General features: G+C 70.9%; 14 protein-coding genes. 4 read left to right on the top strand and 10 right to left on the bottom strand.

Annotated features, from left to right (window positions below; genetic code table 11):
* Positions 1-150: 150 nt before the first annotated feature.
* Positions 151-612, bottom strand: coding sequence for a MarR family winged helix-turn-helix transcriptional regulator (locus tag ACWCRD_RS41885; protein WP_450970922.1), 462 nt, complete (start codon positions 610-612; stop codon positions 151-153).
* Between the two features lie 93 nt (positions 613-705).
* On the opposite strand from ACWCRD_RS41885, the gene ACWCRD_RS41890 reads away from it, so the two are divergent.
* Entirely contained in the window at positions 706-2,517 is a 1,812-nt protein-coding gene (locus tag ACWCRD_RS41890) for an ABC transporter ATP-binding protein (protein WP_450970923.1), read from the top strand.
* 43 nt (positions 2,518-2,560) lie between these two features.
* Complete coding sequence (mltG, locus tag ACWCRD_RS41895; RefSeq protein ID WP_450970924.1) at positions 2,561-3,550, top strand: endolytic transglycosylase MltG; 990 nt, start codon at positions 2,561-2,563, stop codon at positions 3,548-3,550.
* A 15-nt stretch (positions 3,551-3,565) separates the two neighbouring features.
* Here the strand turns inward: mltG and ACWCRD_RS41900 are convergent, their stop codons facing one another.
* The 4 genes from ACWCRD_RS41900 to ACWCRD_RS41915 all read right to left on the bottom strand — a co-directional run bounded on the left by ACWCRD_RS41900 (position 3,566) and on the right by ACWCRD_RS41915 (position 7,405).
* Positions 3,566-4,651 carry an NAD(P)-binding domain-containing protein gene (locus ACWCRD_RS41900; protein WP_450970925.1) on the bottom strand — a complete coding sequence of 362 codons (1,086 nt, stop codon included), beginning with the start codon at positions 4,649-4,651 and terminating at the stop codon, positions 3,566-3,568.
* Between the two features lie 73 nt (positions 4,652-4,724).
* Positions 4,725-5,747, bottom strand: a complete 1,023-nt coding sequence (locus ACWCRD_RS41905; RefSeq protein WP_450970926.1) for an ABC transporter substrate-binding protein — start codon at positions 5,745-5,747, stop codon at positions 4,725-4,727.
* A gap of 42 nt (positions 5,748-5,789) precedes the next feature.
* Complete coding sequence (locus tag ACWCRD_RS41910; protein WP_450970927.1) at positions 5,790-6,530, bottom strand: ABC transporter ATP-binding protein; 741 nt, start codon at positions 6,528-6,530, stop codon at positions 5,790-5,792.
* On the bottom strand, positions 6,503-7,405 hold the full coding sequence (locus ACWCRD_RS41915; protein WP_450970928.1) for an ABC transporter permease: 903 nt from the start codon (positions 7,403-7,405) through the stop codon (positions 6,503-6,505). Before ACWCRD_RS41915 ends, ACWCRD_RS41910 begins: the two co-directional genes overlap by 28 nt.
* A 334-nt stretch (positions 7,406-7,739) precedes the next feature.
* Between ACWCRD_RS41915 and ACWCRD_RS41920 the strand changes: the two genes are divergently transcribed.
* Positions 7,740-8,162: a secondary thiamine-phosphate synthase enzyme YjbQ gene (locus ACWCRD_RS41920; RefSeq protein WP_450970929.1), complete on the top strand. Its 423-nt coding sequence runs from the start codon at positions 7,740-7,742 to the stop codon at positions 8,160-8,162.
* A 346-nt stretch (positions 8,163-8,508) separates the two neighbouring features.
* A complete protein-coding gene (locus tag ACWCRD_RS41925; RefSeq protein ID WP_450970930.1) occupies positions 8,509-9,747 on the top strand; it encodes an IS256 family transposase in 1,239 nt (412 codons plus the stop codon).
* Positions 9,748-10,479: 732 nt separating this feature from the next.
* Here ACWCRD_RS41925 and fxsT read toward each other — a convergent pair.
* From fxsT to ACWCRD_RS41950, 5 genes are all read right to left on the bottom strand, one after another.
* Entirely contained in the window at positions 10,480-13,569 is a 3,090-nt protein-coding gene (fxsT, locus tag ACWCRD_RS41930) for an FxSxx-COOH system tetratricopeptide repeat protein (protein ID WP_450970931.1), read from the bottom strand.
* Positions 13,570-13,654: 85 nt separating this feature from the next.
* The gene (locus ACWCRD_RS41935; protein WP_450970932.1) at positions 13,655-14,719 is read right to left on the bottom strand and encodes an AAA family ATPase; all 1,065 of its coding nucleotides are present in this window, start codon (positions 14,717-14,719) and stop codon (positions 13,655-13,657) included.
* Positions 14,720-14,817: 98 nt separating this feature from the next.
* The gene (locus ACWCRD_RS41940) at positions 14,818-16,272 is read right to left on the bottom strand and encodes an SAV_2336 N-terminal domain-related protein (protein ID WP_450970933.1); all 1,455 of its coding nucleotides are present in this window, start codon (positions 16,270-16,272) and stop codon (positions 14,818-14,820) included.
* Positions 16,269-17,795 carry a VMAP-C domain-containing protein gene (locus tag ACWCRD_RS41945; protein WP_450970934.1) on the bottom strand — a complete coding sequence of 509 codons (1,527 nt, stop codon included), beginning with the start codon at positions 17,793-17,795 and terminating at the stop codon, positions 16,269-16,271. Before ACWCRD_RS41945 ends, ACWCRD_RS41940 begins: the two co-directional genes overlap by 4 nt.
* Positions 17,788-22,944 (bottom strand): hypothetical protein, encoded by a 5,157-nt coding sequence (locus ACWCRD_RS41950; RefSeq protein ID WP_450970935.1) that lies wholly within the window; start codon positions 22,942-22,944, stop codon positions 17,788-17,790. Before ACWCRD_RS41950 ends, ACWCRD_RS41945 begins: the two co-directional genes overlap by 8 nt.
* Between the last annotated feature and the right edge of the window lie 74 nt (positions 22,945-23,018).

Raw genomic sequence — 23,018 nt, forward strand, 5'->3', positions numbered from 1 at the left:
GGACGTTCATGCCCTCCAGGGACTCGTAGTAGTCCAGGGCGTACGTCGACGGCTGCAGCGCCAGGCCGTTGATCGAGCCGTTCGCGGCGGTGAAGGGGCGCGGGGAACTGCGCGACAAGCCCCCACTCACCCGCAGCCGCCCGCGAACCGTTATGCCCCCTGGCCGCAGCGCCTCTCAGGCGCCCCGTCCACCAGCGTGTCCAGCAGTCCGCCCAGGACAACGCGCTGATCGTCGCTCAGCGGAGCGAGGATCTCCTCGGCGGCCGAGCGGCGCGCTCCCCGTAGTTCGCTCAGCGCCTTGCGGCCGTCATCCGTGAGCTCGATCCGGATCACCCGGCGGTTGGTCGGATCCGGCACCCGCCGCACCTTGCCGCTCGCCTCCAGCCCGTCGACCAGGGTGGTCACCGCCCGCGGTACCACCTCGAGGCGCTCGGCCAGGTCTGCCATCCGCGGTGGTGAGCTCCAGTGCGCCAGGGTGCGCAACAGGCGGGACTGGGCCGGGGTGACGCCCAGGCCGCACTGCTCGATGTGCCGCTTCTGGATGCGGTGCACACGGCGGGTGAACCGCAGCAGCTGCTCGGCGAGCAGGCTGTCGGAATCGGGGGTGGCCATGCGGGAACAATATCAGGACCTAATTCATTGTGAGCATAGGTAACAATGAGCTAGGCTCCGCCCGTCTTCGTCACCTCACTCCCTAGGAGTCCATTGCACCCCGATCGAGAACCCCGCTGGACACCGCCGGCCGATGCCAAGGAGCAACCCCGGCAGGTGCGCCGCATCCTGAGGCTCTTCCGCCCCTACCGCGCCCGTCTGGCCGTGGTCGGCCTGCTGGTCGGCGCCGCCTCGCTGGTCTCGGTGGCCACGCCCTTCCTGCTGAAGGCGACCCTCGACGTCGCGATCCCCCAGGGCCGCACCGGCCTGCTCAGCCTGCTCGCGCTCGGCATGATCCTCAGCGCCGTCCTCACCAGTGTCTTCGGTGTGCTGCAGACGCTGATCTCCACGACGGTCGGCCAGCGCGTCATGCACGACCTGCGCACCGCCGTCTACGGCCGGCTGCAGCGCATGTCGCTCGCGTTCTTCACGCGCACCCGTACCGGCGAGGTCCAGTCCCGCATAGCCAACGACATCGGCGGCATGCAGGCCACCGTCACCTCAACCGCCACCTCCCTGGTCTCCAACCTGACCAGCGTGGTCGCCACGATCGTCGCGATGATCGCCCTCGACTGGCGCCTGACCGTCGTCTCGCTGCTGCTGCTCCCGGTCTTCGTGTGGATCAGCCGGCGCGTCGGCAGGGAACGCAAGAAGATCACCACCGAGCGCCAGAAGCAGATGGCCGCCATGGCCGCCACGGTCACCGAGTCGCTCTCCGTCAGCGGCATCCTGCTGGGCCGCACCATGGGCCGCTCCGACTCGCTGACGAAGTCCTTCGCCGAGGAGTCCGAGGAACTGGTCGACCTCGAGGTGCGGTCGAACATGTCCGGCCGCTGGCGGATGGCGGTCATCACGATCGTCATGGCCGCCATGCCGGCCGTCATCTACTGGACAGCGGGCATCGCCCTCCAGACGGGCGGCCCCGGCATCTCCATCGGCACCATCGTCGCCTTCGTCTCGCTCCAGCAGGGCCTGTTCCGCCCGGCCGTGAGCCTGCTGTCGACCGGTGTGCAGATCCAGAGCTCGCTCGCGCTCTTCCAGCGCATCTTCGAATACCTCGACCTGCCGATCGACATCACCGAGCGGGAGGACCCGGTCCACCTCGACCGGATCAAGGGCGAGGTCCGCTTCGAGGACGTTTCGTTCCGATACGACAGCAACGACAACCAGAGGGGCCCCACCCTCGACGGCATCGACGTCACCGTCCCCGCCGGCAGCAGTCTCGCCGTCGTGGGCCCCACCGGTGCAGGCAAGTCGACGCTCGGCTATCTCGTCCCGCGGCTCTACGACGTCACCGGCGGCCGCGTCACCCTCGACGGCGTCGACGTCCGCGACCTCGACTTCGACACCCTCGCGCGCGCGGTCGGCGTGGTCTCCCAGGAGACGTATCTCTTCCACGCCTCGGTCGCCGAGAACCTGCGCTTCGCCAAGCCGGACGCCACCGACGACGAACTGCACGCGGCAGCCAGAGCGGCCCAGATCCACGACCACATCGCCTCACTGCCCGACGGGTACGACACCGTCGTCGGCGAGCGCGGCCACCGCTTCTCCGGCGGCGAGAAGCAGCGCCTGGCGATAGCCCGCACCATCCTGCGCGACCCCCCGGTGCTGATCCTCGACGAGGCGACCAGCGCCCTGGACAACCGCACCGAGGCGGCCGTCCAGGAGGCCATCGACGCCCTCTCGGCCAACCGCACCACGCTCACCATCGCGCACCGCCTGTCCACCATCCGCGGCGCCGACCAGATCGTGGTACTCGACTCCGGCCGCGTCGCCGAACGGGGCACACACGAAGAGCTGCTCGATCAGGAGGGGCGGTACGCGGCCCTCGTACGCCGGGATGCCCAACTGGAACCGACAGGCTGAAGATCTGTCGGGTTTATGGTGATATGCGGGTTACCGTGCCCGCATGCATCAGAACATTCCGCCACGGGGCACGATCCGACTGACGCGCCGGGGCCGACTCGTCCTCATCCTCCTCGCGACCGGAGCCGTGGTGGCCGGCGCCGCCGTGGTGGTGCCGCTGGTGACCGTGCGGCACGGCGTGCAGGAGGCCAAGCCCGCCTCCCTGGTGATCCCGGAGGGCTGGCGTGCGAGTCAGGTCTACGGCGCCGTGGACAAGGCCCTCGCCCTGCCCGCCGGCAGCACCGAGAAGGCACTCCCGAAGGCCCGCCTGAAGCTGCCGACGGACGCGGCGGGCAACCCGGAGGGCTACCTCTTCCCCGCGACCTATCCCGTCACGAAGAAGACGACGCCCGAGTCCCTGCTGTCGTTCATGGTCAACACCGCCAACAAGAAGTTCAACGGCGCCCCGCTTGCGGCCGGCGCTCAGCGCAACGCCATGAACGTCTACCAGGCGGTCACCGTCGCGAGCATCGTGCAGGCCGAGGCAGCCTCGAAGGCCGATATGGGCAAGGTGGCTAGGGTCGTCTTCAACCGGCTGGAGCGGGGGATGCCGCTGCAGATGGACTCCACCCTCAACTACGCCCTCAAGCGCGCCACGCTGAAGACGAGCGCCGACGACACGAAGCTCGTCAGTCCCTACAACTCCTACCTGCGCATGGGCCTGCCGCCCACCCCGATCGACAACCCGGGCGAGGAGGCGATGCGCGCCGCGATCAATCCGCCCGCGGGCGACTGGCTGTACTTCGTCACGGTCAAGCCGGGCGACACCCGTTTCACCGCCGACTTCGCCGAACATCAGCGCAATGTGGCCGAGTTCAACGCCCGGCAGAACGGCTCCGCTCCGCAGGCCACGCAGAGCAGCTCCGCTCCTCAGATCGCCCAGAGCAGCTCCGCTCCCCAGATCGCGCAGAGCAGTTCCGCTCCGCAGGCCACGCAGCATGTTTCCGCCCCGCAGACCGCGCAGAACAGTACCGTCCCGCAGGCCACGAAGTAGCCGGCGGACCGGCCGTCAGGCGGCGACCGGTTCGGTCGGCTGCCCGGCCAGCAGTCGCCGGATGTCCCGTACGGCGGCCCGGCCCGCCCGGTTGGCGCCGATAGTGCTGGCCGAGGGGCCGTAGCCGACGAGATGGACCCGCGGATCGGCGACCGCACGCGTGCCCTCGACGCGGATCCCGCCGCCCGGCTCGCGCAGCCGCAGCGGCCGCAGATGGTCGATGGCCGCCCGGAACCCGGTGGCCCACAGGATGACGTCGGCCTCCACCCGCTGCCCGTCGTTCCACTCCACCCCGTCCGGGGTGATCCGGTCGAACATGGGCCGGCGGTCGAGGACCCCGTCCTCGATGCCCTGCCGGACCGCGTCGTTCAGCGGCAGCCCGGTGACCGAGACGACACTCTTCGGCGGCAGCCCCTGCCGCACCCGCTCCTCGACGAGCGCGACGGCCGCCCGCCCCACGTCCTCGGTGAAGGGGCCCTCACGGAAGACCGGCGGCCGCCTGGTCACCCATGTGGTGGCAGCCGCGTACGGGGCGATCTCCAGCAGATGCTGCGTACCCGAGGCACCCCCGCCCACCACGACCACCCGCTGCCCGGCGAACGCCTCGGGCCCGGGGTACTGCGCCGTGTGCAACTGCCGCCCCCGGAAGCTCTCCTGACCGGGATAGCGCGGCCAGAACGGCCGGTCCCAGGTGCCGGTCGCGTTGATCAGGGCCCGCGTCGACCAGTCGCTGTCCGAGGTCTCCACAAGCAGCCGCCCGCCCACGCCCTCCCGCACGGCATGCACCTCGACGGGCCGCCGGACCCGCAGATCGAAGGTGCGCTCGTACGCGGCGAAGTACTCGGCGATCACCTCGGACGAGGCCCGAGCCGGATCGGCGCCGGTCAGCTCCATGCCCGGCAGCGCATGCATGCCGTGCACCTTGCCGTAGGTCAGCGACGGCCACCGGAACTGCCAGGCGCCCCCCGGCCCGGGGGAGTGGTCGAGCACCACGAAGTCACGCCCAGGCTCGAAACCGGTGCGCCGCAGGTGATAGGCGCTGGACAGACCTGCCTGACCAGCGCCCACGACGACTACCTCGACCTCGCGCGTGTTGTTCACGTTTCTACTAACCGTGCGGGCGCCGTGGATCTTCCCGCGGTGGGGCCGTGAGGTGCCGGACGGTGTGCAGTGCTCAGCCCTCGGAAGCCCGGGCGGGCGTGGTCGAGGCCGGCAGCTTGCCGTTGTAGCGGGTGTCCACGAAGGCGCCGAAGTCGACCGTCTTCGGGATGAGCTTCAAGGCGGTGAAGGTGTCGGCGATCTGCTGCTCGGAGGCGATGAGCGGCTTGTCGACGGCGACCGAGATCCGGGTGGCGTTGGTGCGCCGCACGGAGGCCAGCGCCACCTCGTACGGCAGACCGGTGTCCTTCGCCCAGACCTTCGCCCACTCCTCCTGGTGGCCGTAGACCCACGCCGTGGCCCGCCGCAGCCGCTCCAGATAGTCCTTGATGGCGGCGGCCTTCTTCGTGTCCTGCAGCGCACTCGGCGCCGCCACCTGGAACGTCAGGCCGTTGGTGATGCCCTCGCCGGTGGTGAGGACACGGCCCTGCTTGCCCTGCAGGATCTGCGAGGTGTACGGGTCCCACACCGCCCATGCGTCCACTTTGCCGGAGGTGAACGCGGCCAGCGCGTCGGCCGGCTGGAGGTACTTGACCTTGACGTCGCTCAGGCTCAGCCCGGCCGCCTTGAGGGAGGCGACCAGCTGGTAGTTGGCGGACGAACCCTGCGCCACGGCGACCGACTTGCCCTTGAGGTCCTGCGGCTTCGACAGCTTCGAGTCGTTCGGTACGAGGATGGCGTCGCCCTTGGAGGTGCCGTGGAAGGCGGCCACCACCGTGATCTTCGAGCCCGCGCCGGCGGCGAACACCGGCGGGGTGTTGCCGACGCCGCCGATGTCGACGGCCTTGGCGTTGACGGCCTCCAGCAGCGGCGGGCCGGAGGTGAAGGTGGACCACTTGATCTTGTAGTCGAGGTTCTTGAGCTCCCCGGCGGCCCGCAGGATGGCCTCGGAACCGCCCTTCTGGTCACCGACGTTGAGGGTGAGCGAACCCTGGCCGTCGGTGCCGGTCTCCGTGCTCGCGGACGAGTTCCCGCCGCAGGCGGTGAGCAGGAGAGCGAAGGGCAGGAGCAGCGCGGCAGGGACGAGACGTCGTCGCATGGGTGGATCCGTTCTGTGCAACCGAGATCAGGAAGGGGGAGTTCAGGCGGCTTCGGCGGCGGTGTCGACGCCGAGCCGTTCCAGCAGCCCGGCGCGCAGCTCGGCGAACCGGGGGTCGGTGATGTCGCGCGGTCGGTCGAGATCGATCTCCTGCTCGTGCGCGATGACGCCGTCGTCCATCACCAGGACGCGGTCGGCGAGCAGGACGGCCTCCTCGACGTCGTGCGTGACCAGCAGCACCGCGCAGCCCCGGCGCTGCCACAACTCGCCCACCAGGCGCTGCGCCTTGATGCGGGTGAGCGCGTCGAGCGCGCCGAACGGCTCGTCGAGCAGCAGCAGATCGGGCTCGCGGACCAACGCCCGGGCGAGGGAGGCGCGCTGGGCCTCGCCGCCGGAGAGGGTCTTGGGCCAGGCGTCGGATCGGTGGCCGAGGCCGACCTCGTCCAGGGCCTGTTCGGCGACGGCCCGTGCGGGCTTTCCGGGCAGGCCGAGCAGCACGTTGCGCCACACCTTCTTCCACGGCATCAGCCGTGGCGCCTGGAAGGCGACGGCCTTGCGGCGCGGCACCAGGACGGTGCCCTCGATGTCGCGGTCGAGGCCCGCCAGGATGCGCAGCAGGGTGGACTTGCCGCAGCCGCTGCGACCGAGCAGGGCGACGAACTCGCCCGGCCGCACGTCGAGTTGAAGGTTGTCGATGACGGCACGGCCGTCGAAGGAGCGGGTCAGCCCCTCGACCCGTACCGCAGTCAGCGGGGTCACCGGCCGGTGAACGTCGGTCGCCATTGCAGCAGCAGCCTTTCGAGGGAGCGGACGATGAAGTCGGCCAGCAGGCCGAGGAAGGCGTAGACGATCAGGCAGACCACGATCACGTCGGTGCGCAGGAAGTCCCGTGCCTGCACCATCAGGAAGCCGATGCCGGAGTCGGCGTTGACCTGCTCCGCGAAGACCAGTGCCAGCCAGGCGATGCCGAGGGAGTAGCGCAGCCCGGTCAGCGCGCCGGGCAGGGCCCCCGGCAGCACGACATGCCGCACGAGCCCCCAACGGGAGAGGCCGAGCGACTCCCCGGCCTCGATCAACTGGGCGTCCACACCGCGGATTCCGGCGTACACATTGAGGTAGAGCGGGAAGGTCACACCAAGGGTGATGATGGCGACCTTCGGGGCCTCTCCGATGCCGAACCAGATGATGAACAGCGGGATCAGCCCCACGAACGGCACGGTCCGCAGCATCTGCACCGGGGCGTCCACCAGGTCCTCGCCGATCCTGAACAGGCCCGAGACCAGGGCGAGCCCGGTGCCGATGACGGTGCCGAGGAGCAGTCCGAACGCCACGCGCTGCAGCGAGGTGCCCATGGCGGAAGCCAGCGAACCGTCACCGATCAGATCCCCGGCGACCTGGGCGATCCGGCCTGGCGAGGCGAGAACGTCCGACGCCAACACGCCGGTGGCGCTGAGGAGTTGCCACAGGCCGAGCAGCAGGAGGGGACCCGCCGTGCGGCGCAGCCAGCGCGGGATGCGGGTGCGGCGGGAGGAGACGGGGACGATGGGGGTGAGCTCGAGGGATGCCGAGTCGAGGGAGTCGACATCGGCCCCCTTCGATGCGGATATAGGGGAAATATCAGGTTCAGAGGAGCCGGGCGGGGCATGGCTGATGCTCATGGGTGCTCCATGGGGAGGAGAGCGTCCGGTGAGGGAGGGGGGTGCGCGCCTCAGCGCCGCCACGTCACGCGGAGCGTGCGGGTACGGCGGGGTACAGGCAGGGAGGGAGGGGGAAGAAGGGGGAAGGCGTCAGCAGCCGCGACGACACGCGGCGGAGGCCACCCGCAGCAGGTCGATGTGACCGCGCGTGGTGAGCATGGCTGAACGCAACATGCGGCGAAAGTAGCCAAGTCGTCCGTGCACGGTCAATGGCGTCTCGCGGACTGGACCACCCGTATCAACCAGCGAACCGCCGTTGACCTGCGAAACCCGGCGTATGGGTGAGGATGGGGGCATGTCAGATGCCTTCACCACCCGAGTCCTGAACGTCGCCACCGGTTCCACGGAACGAGTCGTGGACCTGACCCGTGACTGCGAGGCCTTCCTGCGGGAGGCGGCCGCCGGCCGAGACGGCCTGCTCAACGTCTTCGTCCCCCACGCAACTGCCGGAATCGCGATCCTCGAAACGGGCTCCGGCAGCGACGACGACCTCCTCGCCACCCTCCACACCCTCCTCCCCGCAGACGACCGCTGGCAGCACCGCCACGGCAGCCCCGGCCACGGCCGCGACCACGTCCTCCCGGCACTCGTACCACCGCATGCGACGCTGCCTGTGGTGGACGGGCGGCTGGAGTTGGGGACTTGGCAGTCGGTGTGTCTGGTGGATACGAACAAGGACAATCCTCGTCGCCAGGTGCGGTTGTCGTTCCTTGCGTGACGAGGGTGCCGACTGTAGGTCCGAAGTCCGGCCGAACCCAACGAGTCTGGCTCGCACTCCACCTGCACTGACATCGAGCGATGCGGTGAACGATGAAGCCGAAGGTAGGGGTGCTGCTGTGTTGCCCGAGCAGCGGGCCTTGTCTCTGATCGGCCGTGGGTTCGAGTCCCACCCGCCCCACAACGCTCGCTATGCGTGCAGAAACCTTCTGGGGTTGCGTCCAGGGAGATGGTGTACGGGGTCGACCTGATCCGGGGGTTTGCTCCGGCATCGGGATGGTGCCCGCATAGATGAACGGCCACCGGCTGATCTTCGAAGTGTCGAAGCCTCGAAGGAGATCAGCACGATGACCGCACCCGACAGTCTGCCCCTGCACGCCCTCGCGGAAGACAACCTCGCCGCGGCGAGTCCCGATCTGCTGCGCGCGATGGTCAAGACGTTCGCCGACGCGCTCATGTCCGCGGAGGCCGACGCCCTCTGCAACGCCGAATACGGGCAGGTCAGCGACGAACGCGTCAACCACCGCAACGGCTATCGCCCACGCGAGTGGGACACCCGCGCCGGCACCGTCGAACTGGCCATCCCCAAGCTCAGGTCCGGGAGTTACTTCCCCAGCTGGCTGCTGGAGCGACGCCGGCGGGCCGAGCAAGCCCTGATTTCGGTGGTCGCCACCGCCTACCTGCTGGGCGTGAGCACGCGCAGGGCCGAGAAGCTCGCGGAGTCCCTCGGGGTCACCCAGTTGTCGAAGTCCCAGGTGAGCGCGATGGCCAAGCACCTGGACGAACAGGTCGCCGCATTCCGCAACCGCCCCCTGGACGCCGGCCCCTACGCCTTCGTCTGGGTGGACGCGCTCACGCAGAAGGTCCGCGAGGGCGGCCGCATCATCAACGTCCACGCGCTGGTCGCGGTCGGCGTCAACGCCGACGGACACCGCGAGATCCTCGGCCTGGACGTGGCCACCGCCGAGGACGGCGCCGGCTGGCTCGCGTTCCTGCGCTCCCTGATCGCCCGCGGCCTGTCCGGCGTCCAACTGGTCATCTCCGACGCGCACATGGGTCTGGTCAACGCGATCGGCGCCACCCTGCCCGGCGCGAGCTGGCAGCGATGCCGCACCCACTACGCCCGCGCCTTGCTGAGCCAGGTACCCAAGTCGGCCCAGCCCTGGGTGGCCACCTTGTTGCGGACCGTGTTCGAACAGCCCGACACCGACGCCGTCCAGGCCCAGATGCGGCACGTCCTCGACGCCCTGGAGGCCAAGTTCCCCAAGGCCGCAGCCCACTTGGACGCCGCCCAGGGCGACGTCCTGGCGTTCACCGCGTTCCCGCGCGAGATCTGGCGGCAGATCTGGTCGAACAACCCGCAGGAACGCCTCAACAAGGAGATCCGCCGCCGTACCGACGTGGTCGGCATCTTCCCCGACCGCACCGCGTTGATCCGCCTGGTCGGCGCGGTGCTGGCCGAGCAGAACGACGAGTGGACCGAAGCCCGCCGCTACATGGGCCTCGACCTGCTCGCCAAGGCCCGCCTCCACTCGATCGAGTCAGAAACCGACGAGAGCGTCCTCCCGACCGAACTCACCGCATAGCTTCAAAGAAGAGATCACCGAGTGGCCGTCAATACACCACTCCCGCGGACGTGACCCCTTCTGGCCTGCGAGAACGTGATTTTTCGAGGGTGTGTGGTGTGCAGCGAACGCTGCGCGTGGTGTAGCGAATCCGGCTTCTTGCACGTCCAGGGTGACGCTTGCGCGGCTTTGACCTGCGGTTTTCCCCTCCATGCGTTGCGGGAGCGTCGTGGCGCGGTCCCACCCGTCCGTCATGGGCCGGAGACATGGCGTCCTGAGGCACCGACAGGTCAGCTCTCGACCGGGAGGTACTGATCGCTGACTATCCCGCACTTGCTGCACCGCGCCGCGTACCGCCTACGCGTGTTCCTGAGCGGCCCGTTTCTCCACCAATCGCTGCTGCGTAGAGATGATCACGGACTTCACGGCAGATCTCCATGCCGCGTCGGCCGAGCGGGGTGCGGCAGCCGGCCTCGCTCGACGCGATCAGGACGGCCTACTGGCACACGGCGCTGGACGTCCAGGCCAGTGAGCGGGTGAGGGCGGTGGCTGCCTCGCCTCTGACGCTGGGCGCGGGTCGGTCGTCAGCGCGACGAACATGCCCAGCGGCAGCGGGTCGGCGTCACCGGGCCGTGAGCCGAAACGTGCCAGCAGGCGTGCGGCTGACAGCCGCCGGGCCGGGAATCTGTCGCACTACGGGAGCCCACAGGCACGCGTGGGACGGCTGGACGCCCCGTCGCGGGCCAGTTGTCGTCACGGTGGGAATGGAAGGTGGCGTGCCAGCTCGGTCAGTTCGGCTGGAGTCATCGTGTCCGTGCGCGACCATTCCTCGTGCACAGCGTCGGCCAAGCGGTGCTCGTCACGCGTCAGGCCCTCCGCCGCCAGCCACCGCAACTGATCCAGGAGCGCGGACCGCACCGTGGAGTCCTGGGACTCCACGGCCCGGCAGGCGAACAGATGGGCGGTGCGGGACGGGCTGGGCGGGAGCGATGCAGCGAGTGAGCGGGCCGTCCGCAGCGAGGTTTCGCGCTCGCCGTCCGACATGGACGAGCGCAACACCATACGCAGCAGACGGTGCAGTTGCATGGTTCCGGTGCGGTGGTCGATACGGGCCAGGGAATGGCGGTTGATCTCGCGTACGGCCCGGGAGACCGCCAGGAAACCGCCCGCCGGCGCGTGGTCGCCGTCGAGGTGGCGGAACACCGACGTCGGCACGGGCTCGGGAGCCAGCCAAGCGAGGGCGTGGAGCAGTTCTACGGCTGTGAGGTTCGCCTCCCGCAGCCGGTCCAGGGAGAGATTCCATGCCGCGCTGACGCTGTGCTGGTAGTCGTACGGCGGTGTCTCGTCGAGGAGCGCCGTGAGCTGCCGTTGGATCAGCGCGAGATATTCGCTCACCGGCATCCCGGTTTCCAGCAACCAGGCCGCTGCCAGCGCCAGGGCGAGAGGGAGGTCGCCCAACGTCTCGGCCAGCGCGTCGGCCTCGTGCTCGTCGAGGCGGGGATTGCGGCGGCGTACCAGTGTCGTGCTCTCGTCTCGGCGGAACACGTCGACCTCCAGCGTCCGTGCGACATGTGCCCACTGCGGCGAACGCGCGGTGACCAGCACGGCCCCCGGCCCGCCTAGAGGGAGGAAGGGCCGGACCTCCTCGACGGAATCGGCGTTGTCGAACACCAACAGCCACCTCCGCCGCAGGTCACCGGCGCGCAGCGCTTCCCGTACGACGGACACCGCTTCGTGGCGGGCGGTCTCGGGGGTGAGCGGCAGGCCCAGCGCCCTGGCCAGGTCGTGGAAGCCCGAGGAAATCGTCGAGGGCCGATCGGCGCGGATCCACCAGACGAGGTCGTATTCGGAGCTGTGCCGGTAGACGTATTCGACGGCGAGCTGGGTCTTGCCCACGCCGCCCAGGCCAGTCAGCACATGGGCCGCCTCCTTCGACCGGCCGGGGGCCAGCAGGCCGTGCAAGGTGTCCAGCAGGTCCTGCCTGCCGGTGAAATGCACGTTGCGGGGAGGAACTTCACCCCAGATCGTGGACGCGAGACGGTGCTCGGGCCGGGGGAGGGACGCGGGTGACGGCTCCGGCGAGTCCAGGTTGGGGGCGACCGATTCCGCGGCTGGGTGGCCCGGTCGGGAGATCGTCGTCTGCGGCCCCCCGTCGGGGACAGCGGAGCCCTGCTCCCTCTGAAGCGCCGCCCGGGTGCGCCGTACGGTGGCGCCATACGGGCCCGACAGTGCCGTCAGCACTGTTGCCGCGAGTGTGACCGACTCCCGGTTGCCGTCGGTGATCTCGGGCACCGGCGGCTGCCGTCCGTCGAGCGTGTCGATCAGGAAGCGCTGCCCGTCGCTCCACAGCTCGACGGGCATCGAGCGGCTCACCTCGCGCACGACTTGAGTGGTGTCCCGGAGGGTGCCGTGGGCGAGCAGTTCCTCCCGTACACCCGGCTTGAAGTCGAACGGGAAGTGGGCGGTGTCTGCTTCAGCCGTACGCCCGACTGGCTCCGGTACGTACCGCAGCAGGCCACAGGCGAGAAGTTCGCCCAGCTCCTTCGGCCCGGAGCCCGGCAGTACCCGCCGCACGGTATGGAGGGTCAGCGGCACCGGGGCGAGACGGACAGCCAGCCGGAACGCGGTCGGTGACAGGGCGGCCCGGGCGCGCCGCACGATGTCAGCGCCCGTGACCTGGAGAAGGGCGGGCGCCGCGGGCGGGGCCAGGGGCGCCTCACGGGTGGCCGCCATCACCGGCAGCAGCTCCGTGGCACTGACATTCATGCCCGCCATCAGCCGGGCCCAGCTGTGCAGCCCGCCGCCGTCGATCTCCAGCACCGGCACCGGGATGGCCTCCCGTTCACCGGGCTCCTGCAGATCGGGGAGTCGCCGCCCGTCATCGGACCAGTACAGGGCGGCGTTGCTCGTAAGTGCGGCAGGGGCGCGCAGGTGCACCAGAGCGGTGGACACCCCGGTGAGAGGCCAGAGCTTGGACGGCATCACTTGCAGGACGGCCAGCGCCTGCAACCGGCCGAGGTGGTGCAGCAAGGGCGTCACGGTGCCCGTGAGCCAGGCGGGACCGAGCCCGTCGGTCAGAACCAGGATGAGCCTGCTGCTCGCCGGGAAACCGAGGGCACGGGGGTCCACATCACGGGAGCGTGAGCGAAGCATGGGCACGGCGGGCGCGCCGTCCGGGCCGGATCCGTCGCCGGGGCCGGTGATCAGCTGAACGGTGCGCACGGACCGGAAGACGCCGACGCGGGAGAGTAGTTCGGTGAACTCCCGGACTTTGTCCCGCCACAGGACCATGGTCGGGCTGTCGTCCACGAGCAGCACCACCTCGGTCCAAGCACGGTCGTACGCGGGACGGAACACCGGCAGCCACAGGCCCCCCTCGACGGCGCGCTCGGCGGTTGCCTCCTCGTCCAGCATCTCCGTCGTCGCGGGGGAGAGGCCCCGCCTGCGCAGGGGGCGCAACGCGCGCTCCACGACGAGAGGGTCGGCGAGAGCCCGCTGCGGTGGCAGTGGGAGCGGCCCGGCGAGCTGCTGTCGGTGCCGGAACTCGGCCCGGTCAGCAGGCGTGCCACTCTGGGACGCCGGTTGAGGGGCGGCGGCGGAAGACCTCCACGCCTGGTCGTCCCGCCCGGGGAGCGGAGGCTCGGGTACGCCGTCCCGGAGGTGCTCCTGCGCCGTGGGTTCGGCCGGCGGCGGTCGTTCGGTGTCGGGGAGAACGGGGGTGTCGGCCTCGGAGCCGTCGGGTGCCGCGCCTCCCCGGGGTCCCGCCAGCGACGCCAGCCACAGGAGGTCGGCGATCTCCGTGGCCGTCAGACCGTCCGGGTGCACGGGTTGCTGCTCGTCCACCGTGTGCCTCCCGGGCTGCATGGATCCGTTGATCAAGGGCGCTCAGCGACTGCCGGGCGGTCGGCGCCGGCGCGGACGGTATCGGTCAGTAGTCGTTCAGCCGCCGCCAGACCGAGGTCATCAACTCGTCCCAGCGACCGTCCCGCGGGGGCGGACTCCCCTGGGTCAGGAGATGGACGGCGTTGAGCAACTGGTCGATGGCCAGACTCCCGTGGGCGACGCTGCGCTCATGGAAGGTCGCGATGACGTCCCGGGCCTCCTCGGCGACCCGGGTGGAGAAGTGGGCCGCCACCATGGTGGCGAGCGCGTCGAGACCAGGGATGGGCAGCTCCAGCCGCAGACAGCGCCGCAGGAACGCCGGGGGGAACTCCCGCTCGCCGTTGCTGGTGACGACCACGACGGGGAACTCCCGGCACTGCACCCTGCCTTCCGTGATCGGCGCCCTGCCAAGAGCGTCCTCGGTCAGCACCGACACCTCCCTCTCGCGTGACCGGACCAGCTCAGGGACGACGTACGCGCCCTCCTCGAACACGCTCAGCAGGTCGTTGGGCAGGTCCATGTCGCTCTTGTCCAACTCGTCGACGAGGAGGACACGGGGCCGCGTATGAGGCAGGAGCGCGGTGCCCAAGGGGCCGAGGACGAGGTAGTCGCCGATGGAGTGGGGCCCGGCGAGGTGATTGGGATCAGCGGCCGGCGCCGCTACGGTGGCCGACCTCGTGGACTCCCGCAGTACGGCGGTGTCCTGTACGCGGCCGATGGCGTCGTAGGCGTACAGGCCCTGCTGGAGAGTGGTGCGGCTGCTGATCGGCCAGTACAGCACGGGGCCGAGCTGCAGTTCATGGGCGATGTGGTAAGCCAGGGTCGACTTGCCGGAGCCGGGCGGACCCGTGACCAGGAGAGGTCGACGCAGACACAGCGCCGCGTTGACCACGTTCAGCGCCGCTTCGCCCAGGGGCGCGGTGTGGGCGAACGCGCCCAGCCTGCGGTCCGTCTCGCGCCCCTCCTGGAACGGCGGCGGCAGCGGCGGCCCGCCGTGGAAGGTGCGCCACGGCGGCGCGGGGGGCAGCTCTGCCGCTCCGTCCGGGCGGGGGACGCCGTCGCCGCGGAAGACACGCCACTCACGGGTGGCGCTGCTGTCTGAGGTGGGCACGGTCACGGGTTCCTCCCCCTGCCGGCGACATGGTGGCGCGTCCGCTTCCGCCGTCCCGGCGGAGGTTCACGGACCTCCATCCTTCCCGAACAGACCGGTCATGGACCACCGATGCCGGAGGATTGCGTCTGTTCGGGCCGTTCGGCCCCTTCGGAACGGGCGAAATGTGCCAACTCCTCTTCCAGGCGGCGGGCGTGCGCGTTGTAGGGGCCGGACAGCGCTTTGAGTACGGCGAGTTGCACGCGCAGGAACGGCTCGGAGCGCCTCGTGACCACGCTGGTGACCGGTTCCTGGGGGTTCCTCAGAAGCCGGTCCCAGCCCTGGACCTCCGAGACCCCCAGCTCGTGCTCAAGGAAGTGGGCGGCGTCCTGGAATGCGTCGGCGGTCGTCGACTTGTGCAAGGACGCGAGCAGTAACTCCCGTACACCGCTACGGAACTCGAACGTCACGCGGTCGTGACTGCGTATCTCGGCGCGGTCCACGACGGGTACCAGGAGGCCCGCGATGAAGATCTCCGACAGCAGGTCCGGAGCCGTCCCCGGCAGCAGCCGGGACTGCACACGGTGCATCACCGGCAGGTTGAGCGGTACTCCGGACAATCGGGTGGCCAGCTTTTTGGCGTCCTTCGAGGCCGCACCGAAGTCCCGCAGCAGGTCCTGTGCCGTGGCGGCGACCGTGCGGCCGGATGGCTGCGGCGCGGGTGCGGCTGTGGCGGGCCCGGGGGCGTCCGCCGACACCAGGATGGTCGGCAGATTGCTCCAGCCCTCGGGGCCCCGGGCGAGGAACTTCGCCCAGCGGTGCAGGTGGTGCTCGTGCATTGCCAGCACCGGCACTGCGATCGTCCCCGGAGCCGCGCCCTCGCAGTCGACCTGGGCTGCGGGCGCTCCCCGCAGCGGTGAGCGCAGCGCTCGGGGCTGGGGCGCGATCGCGGTGCTGGGCCACAGTGTCTCCGGCAGCAGATGAACGACGGCGACCGGGGACCGCAGAGCCCAGGAGCGGAGTCGGGGGACGACCGCACTCGTACGCCAGGCCATGGCCAGCCCGTCGGTGAGCAGGAGCACGGGGCGCGCCGTCCGTCCCGCACCGGGCGGGTCCGCGCCGTCCGGGGTTGGGATGTCGAGGGGCCCCGGCACCGCCTCCGTGTCGAGCGTGACCAGGGACTCCTGGCGGCACAGCCCCATGCGGACCAGCAGCGCGACGAGTTCTTCCACGACGGGACGCCAGAACTCCATCGCAAGGCTTCCGTCGGCCACCACGGTGATCTCCCAGCCGGCCGCGTCCGCGGGATGGGGTCCCTCCGACTGCCAGGCCGGGCCCGGTGCGGGTGGCCAGGCGAGGTCGCGCAGTGCCGCGCCGGCGGCGGACGGTGTGGGCAGCAGCGGCTGGAGTGCCGGGGCGATCCGGCGCTCCACGAGCAGTGCCGCCGCCGGGGACGTGTTCGGTGCGACCCAGGCCGGGCGGCGCAGCGACCGGCCCATCACCCACTGGCCGGCGGCTTCCCGGGCGCCTCCCGGGCCCTCGGGCCCCTCGGGCTGAGCCGACTGCGTGTTCACGAACTGCTCCAGGGCGTACCGAGGGCTCCACCTGCGTCGGGCTGTTGCGTCGGGTCGTCCCACAGCACGACGACATGCCGGTCCAGCTGTCCGTCCCGCCGCAACCGCCCGAGGCGCTGAGGCAGTTCGGCCAGCCGCCCGCCCGACAACAGTTCCTCGGCGGCCGCGCGGAACCCGGGCCGCTGACAGTCGAGACGGTCCCACACCACGATCGGCAGTCCGTGCCAGAGGGCCGCGCGGACTTCGGCGTACCCGTCGCCGTCGTAGGAGCCCGGTGGTCTGCTCAGGACGCACGCGACCAGGCCCGGGTCGTCGGCGAGCGCGTCGGTCATCCGCTCGACGGCTCCCCGCCCGTTCGACGAACTCCACAGAACGCGGCCCTCGCTGTGCAGCAGGCGCTGCCAGCGGGTGTGCCAGTGGCGGTGCGTGTCACGGGCCCGCATCCGGTCCAGGCTGCGGACGATGACCGGGCGGCTCGGCACCCGAGTGCCGGGGACCGGTCCCCGCGGCTCGAACGTCTCCGGAGCGCCCCATCGTTCCACCGGCGAGTTGAGCAGCTCCAATGGCAGGATGAACTCCACCGTGAGGCCTGACACTTGCTGCCAATGTGTCCTTTCCTCCGCGTCCGTCAGGGTCCGGACCACCGCCTGCTCCAGGTCGGCACGGGTCGCCACGCTTTCCGCCAGACGGTGGGGTGACCAGCGGTCCGGGTCGGTCTGTGCCCAGCAGGTGAGGTGGTAGCGATCGGGGTCCAGGGTGTCGGGGACGACCTGCACGACCACCGACCGGGTCAGCGGACCGGCCGACTGCCCGGCGAACTCGGAGCGGTATTCCTCCGCTTGACGGTCGTACTCGTCCTCCAGCGCGCTGTGCCGGGCCCAGGCGCGGGCTCGGGTCTCCAGTTGCCGGTGGCGCTCCTGACTCAGCTCCGAGCGGACCTCGGGGGAGTGGACCAGCAGGAGCAGGAAGGCCAGAGCCGGTGGCAGACCGGACGGCGGTGTGTTCCACGTCGTCAGATGCACCAGGGCGTGCCAGGCCGTGCCGCCGGTGAGGCCCTCACCCGGTGGGAGCCTGCCCTCCGTCGCCCGGTTCACCAGTCGCGGCAGGTCGGTCGGCGCCAGAACCGAGAGGAGAGCCCGCAGAGCGTCCCAGTCGGTGTCGGGGTGGAACGACAGGGCCTGCCACTCCTCGGCGAGCTGCTCCACGGTCTTCGTTGTCTCGGGCAGGGCGCCCATGAGGTGCAGCGTTCCCGCGAGGGTGGCGAGTCCGAACGGCTCCCTCATGCAGGCCCTGACGAGCGCTGTGACGCGATTGCGGGCGCCCGTGGCCGGCTGGCGGGCGTCCACGGCCGGGTGCTGTCCGAGGTGACGGCTCAGTTCGTCGAAGCGCGCGAGCCCCGCGTCGAACAGCACGGGATCACTTAGCAGCACGTCGACCACGTCGGATGCCACCCGCAGCTGCGCACGGTTGGCGGCATGCCCCGGCTCGGGGCCGTCCGCCCGCACGTCCGTGTGGTCACGCATCACGACCACCGTCCGTCGCCGGCCCGTGCCCCGACGGAGCCTCGATGTACCGGCCCAGTCGCCGGCTCAGCGCCGTGGCCATACCCGTCAGGACATCCCTGACTTCGGTGCTGGTCACCTCACCGGAGGCGAGGCGGTCGGTGATCCAGGCCGCGGTGGTCCGTGCGTCGCCCGGTGGGCTGGTGTCCCAGGGGACGGGCAGCCAGTGCAGCACCACCTCCGTGGCGGCCTCGTGCAGGATCGGGTCCGCGGGTGTCAGGCCGTGCAGGATCGGCAGCCAGTCGCCCAGCAGTCCCAGCCCCACCAGCCGTGCCCGCTCCAGGCTGGGGTGGTCGCCCCGGGTATCCAGCTGTTGCAGCCAGGAGCGCGCTTCCCGCATGGCTAGCAGCTGCTGCCGCTCGCCGGCCAGCCGCCCGAACCAGCCCACGGCGGTGACGGCATGGGCGGCCAGGGCCAGCTCGACGATCCCGTGGTGCGAGTGGCCGAACGTCACCAAGGTCCGGGCGGCCGACTTGGAGCGGGCCACAGTCTCGACGAACGGCCCCGCCTCCACGACCCCCGCATAGGCGACGGCCTGGACGAACCGCAGTACTTCGGCCGGGGAGTTGGACGCGGCGCCTCCGATGGCCGCCGAACCGTCCCAGTCCGCCGGGCCGTGCGCGAGGACACGGGCGAGGGCCTCCTGCGACAGCATCAGGCGTTCCGGACGGCCGACCGCTGTGAGCAGGAAGTCCATGCCGCTCATGTGGTCCATCGCGAGCCGATGGCTCTCCTCGTCGTCGCGCTCCAGGAGGGCGGCGAGCACCTCATGACCGACGTCCGCGGCGTAGTACGTCTGGGCCCATGTCCCTTTCATCGCGTGCTGCGCGTCCAGGGCCCGCACTACGGGGGAGGCCGCGTGCAGCAGTTGCACGTGCAGCACGCGCGACTGCTGCCCCACCGCCCCGATCAGGGCGGCCAGCCCGTCCAGCCACAGCGGATCCTCGGCCCGGGGGCGCGCGATCAGATCTCTGACCAGCCGCTCGGCCAGGGGCATTTCCGCGAGGGCGAGACTCTCCACCACGGAGGCGGCGGCGAGCAACCGCGGCCCGGAGGATCCGGGGGTGACCAGGTCGAGCAACTGCCGGGGCGGAACCTCACCGTCGGACAGCAACCGGTGGGCGGCGGCGACCGCCTCCCGGTCGGACCCCTCGGCGAAGGCATCCATCGCCTGTCGGCGGCCGTCGCCTTCGGCGCCGGTCAGCAGCAGGCCCGCGAGGGGATCGCCGGGGGAGGCGGCGCGGCGGTGCCGGGCCGCGGTGGACAGCAGCTCCGACCAGTTCGGCAGCTCGCTCAACCCGGGATCGAAGCGATGGTCCAGCAGCACTTCCAGGGAATCCGGGTCGTGCGACTGCGCCACGACGGACAGCAGTTCGCCGCGTTCCCGCGCCAGGGCGGCGCTGTCGGCCAGGCGCGCGGCTTCCTGGGCTTCCCGGTCCGCGGCGGCGAGCCGTCGGCGGCATGCCGTGTTCCGCGCCTTCCAGGCGTCGGGAGTGAGTTCCACATGGAGCGCGGTGAGCGCGGCGGCGGCCTCCCGGACGATCGGCCAGGGCCGCCCGGCGTCGAGGCAGCGTTCGGTCGCATAGCTGGACAGGGTGAGCAACTGCCCCTGGCCGATGGCCCGCAGGGCGGCGGCCTCCACCTCGACGGGCACCGTACGGCGCAACACGGAGACGACCGCGCACCGCAGCGACCTCCGCGCTGCGTCCTCACCCGTGGCGCCGGCGCCGGGTACGGTGGCGCCCATGGCCCGCAGGCAGGCCACCACGGCTTCGGCGGGAGCGTCGTCGGACGACACCACGTCTTCGAGCGCCGACCAGGCGGTTTCGGCACGCAGCAGGGTGAGGGCCACGGCCGCGCGGTTCCAGTCCCGCCCCGACGCCAGGACGCGCTGCTGCCGCTCGACGAACGTCCGCGTCAATTCGGCCGGCACCCAGGGCGCTTCACGCATCAACCACGCCGCGTACCGGGCGTCCGCGTCGGCGGCGCGCTGCCACACCCGTTCCAGGACCGCCCGGTCGACGCCCGGAAGCCCTACGAGCATGCGGGCCGGCTCCTGCCACTCGAACCGCAGGACGCGCCGCAGCAGTTCCGCCTCGTCCTGCGTCGCCAGCCGGGCCAGGAGACGCCCGGCGCAGTAGGCCTGGAACAGCTCGTGCCGGAACCGCACCAGTCCGTGCGCCACATCGAGAAACTGGGAGGCGACGACCTCGTCCACCACGGCCCGCCAGTCCTCGCGTACTTCGGCCAGCCGGGGCTCCATCCGCTTCAGCGGCATCGGGCCGTGCTCGACGAGCAGTTCGGCGACCGATTCCAGCACGTCGAGCTTCTCCTCAGGAGCGAACCGCAGCTCCGGATGCCCGTCTGCCCGGTGCCGGTGGTGCCGCTCGGTCAGATACCACGTGGAGAACACGGCGAACAGCTCACCGGCCGTGCGTGGCGGCGTCGCGGTGGAGCCGTGGGACTCGACAGCCATCCACAGAAACAGCGGCGTGTGCAACAGCTCCAGCAGCCCGGCGGAGACCAGCCCCTCACCCGGCTCGCTCTCCCGGCGCCCGGCCGGCGGGAGCCCTTCACCGAAGAGCGGCGTGAACCACGGCGTGCTGCTCCGGTCGGAGAGGAGTTCGGCCGCATAGCGACGGGCCTGTTCCGTCGTGACGGGGTGCAGGGTGATCACCGGCGCGTTGAGCGGTTCGGCCGCCGGAGCCGTGGGGTAGGCCGATGTGCGCTGACACAGGACCACCGGCGTGTCCCGGTGCCGCGCGCGCAGGTCCCGCAGCCACCCCAGCACATCGGCGCGCTGGGGCGGGGGCACTTCGTCCAGGCCGTCGACCAGCAGCTGCAGTCCCCGCAGGGTCAGGAGCCGGTCGCAGGCGGCGCCACCGAGCAGGGCACCGGCGGTGCAGGCACGGGCCAGGACCTCGCCGTGGTCACCGGGTGGCGTCAGTGCCGTCGCGAGGTCCGCGGCGTGCATGGACAGTGGCATCCGCGGGGGCAGCGCGGGGTCCGTGGCTTCCCCGGTCACGGCCGAGGCATACAGACGCTCCAGCACTTCGAGAAGCGTTGACTTCCCGGCGCCCGCCTGGCCGACGAGGGTCACCGACCCGTAGCCGGCGGCGAGGCGCAGGGCGTCCTGGGGCCGTTCGGGTGGCGTCCCGCCCGGTGCGCCGGAGGACGGCGCGAGCGCCTCGCCGGACACGGATCCGCGCAGGGAGATGAACCTCGTGCCGGCGCGCAGCAGTTTGTTCAGCCGCTGCTCCGCGGCGTCGGCGCACATAACGCGCACGGCCCGGTCGCAGGCCGCCCGCACCGCCTCCCGTACCGGGGGGTGTGCGCGACCGCCCGGCCGCCGGTCCAGTTCGGAGACGAGCTCCAGAAGCAGCCGCAGTTCGTCGTCGTGTCCCGGATCCAGCCCCGGGAGCACCCCGGCGGCCAGCTCGTGCAGTTCCGTCGACGGCCAGTAGGCGAAGCAACCCGGCGCGCCGACCTCCTCGCCTTCCAGGAACTCGCCCGCCACACCGGCGGCGATGAGCGCCGCCGCGACGGTGTGGGGTTTCTGCGCCTGCCGGGGCCACTTCAGGGTCCGGCAGGCCGCGAGCGTGAGCTGCGCCAGGTACTCACGCCACCACGGCTGCCTACCCTCGGCGGGATAGCCGTCGCGGGCAGCGGCGCGCACGTGCCAGAGGAGGCGAAACGCCACGCGGAAGGCCTGCGACTCCCCGGCGAGGGCCCACCCCGGAGACTCGGCACCGCCGCTGTCCGCCTCCCGGCCGCCGTCCGCCTCGCCGTCGGCGCCGTGGCGGCAGGCGACGGCGAGGCGGCGGTTCAGCCGGATCAGTTCCGGTCGGCTCAGCGCCGGCGCCACCACGTTCCGCAGGAGATTGATCTCCAGCCAGGCGGGATCGCCCAGCAGGGGAAGATCCTCGTCGACCCGCGCGTGGTCGATGAGGTACGGCTGATCGTCGACCTGAAGCACCTTGCGGGGGGTGTACCGGTAGTCGGCGGTGAGCACATTGCGTGGATTGAGGTCGTCGTGGACGGTGGCGGTCACCCAGCCGTCCGTGGCACCGCAGAGGATGGACCGCAGCCGGGCAAACGGATGACCCACGAGGTGCTCGCCGATGCGCAGCCCGTGAGTCTCCAGTACCGCTTCTTCGCCCAGCAGTTCGCGTACGAGACTCCAGTAGCCGAGGACGCGGGTGCTCACCACCCGGGCCCGCAAGGGCCCTTGGACCGTGCAGGTGCCGTCGGCCCGCACGTCGGAGACCTCCAGCTGTCTGGTGGCCTCCTTTGCCGGCCGCACCTCGATCCGGGTGTCGTCCGACGGGTGGACCGTCAGCACCCCGCTCTTCAGCCGTCCCTTCTGCACCGGTACGGAGATCCAGGACCCGACGGCGAAGCGGGGATCGCCGTCGCCCGTACCGGCTGAGCACGAGGCCGCGAACAGGTCCGCCGGATACACGTGTCGCACCGCGTCACCGGGCTGTGCGTCGTCGTCCAGCTCCACGACCAGGTCGGCGCCGAGCCGTGGGTTTAGCCGCTGAAGCCGTTCGCTGGTGGGGTGGGGGCGTGCCGCGCGGGACAGCGTTGCCCGCAGTCGCCGCACCAGCCGGTCCACGAGCAGCACCGCGCGGCGTGCCCCTTCCTCGGAACCCTCCATGGCCGACTGCGCTAGCTGCTCCAGGGTGACCACCGGAAACCCCGGTTCCCCCATCCGCTCGCTGACGTGCACATACACGACCGCCGCGCGCTCCCCGGCCGGGGGCCCGCCGGGCTCCAGCAGGGACTCGCTCACAGCGGCGATCGCCGTGAGGTAGGCGGCTTTCAGCTCGGACATGTGGTCGCGGAAGGCCTGCCACTCGGTCCGGGCGGTCTCGGCGTCCTGGAGCTTCACCACGTACCAGACCTCGGATCCCGGAGAGCCGCAGAGGGCCTTGATCTCCAGAACCTGTGCCCCGCTGAGCCCACCGGAGATCTGCCGGACGACCTCCATACCGTGCACCGGCCTCGGCAGGCGGCCGTCACCCTCGCCCTCGCTGATGCCGTGCAGCACCCAGTCGATCTCCGGCCGCTCCTCGTCCGGGATCTCGCAACCGGGCGGGAATCGCACTTCCACCTTGTCCGCCCCCCAGCCCAGTCGGTTCACTGTAGTTTGGCATCCGGGCGGGCACGGGGGGACGGGGA

The sequence above is a fragment of the Streptomyces sp. NPDC002092 genome (assembly GCF_053593775.1).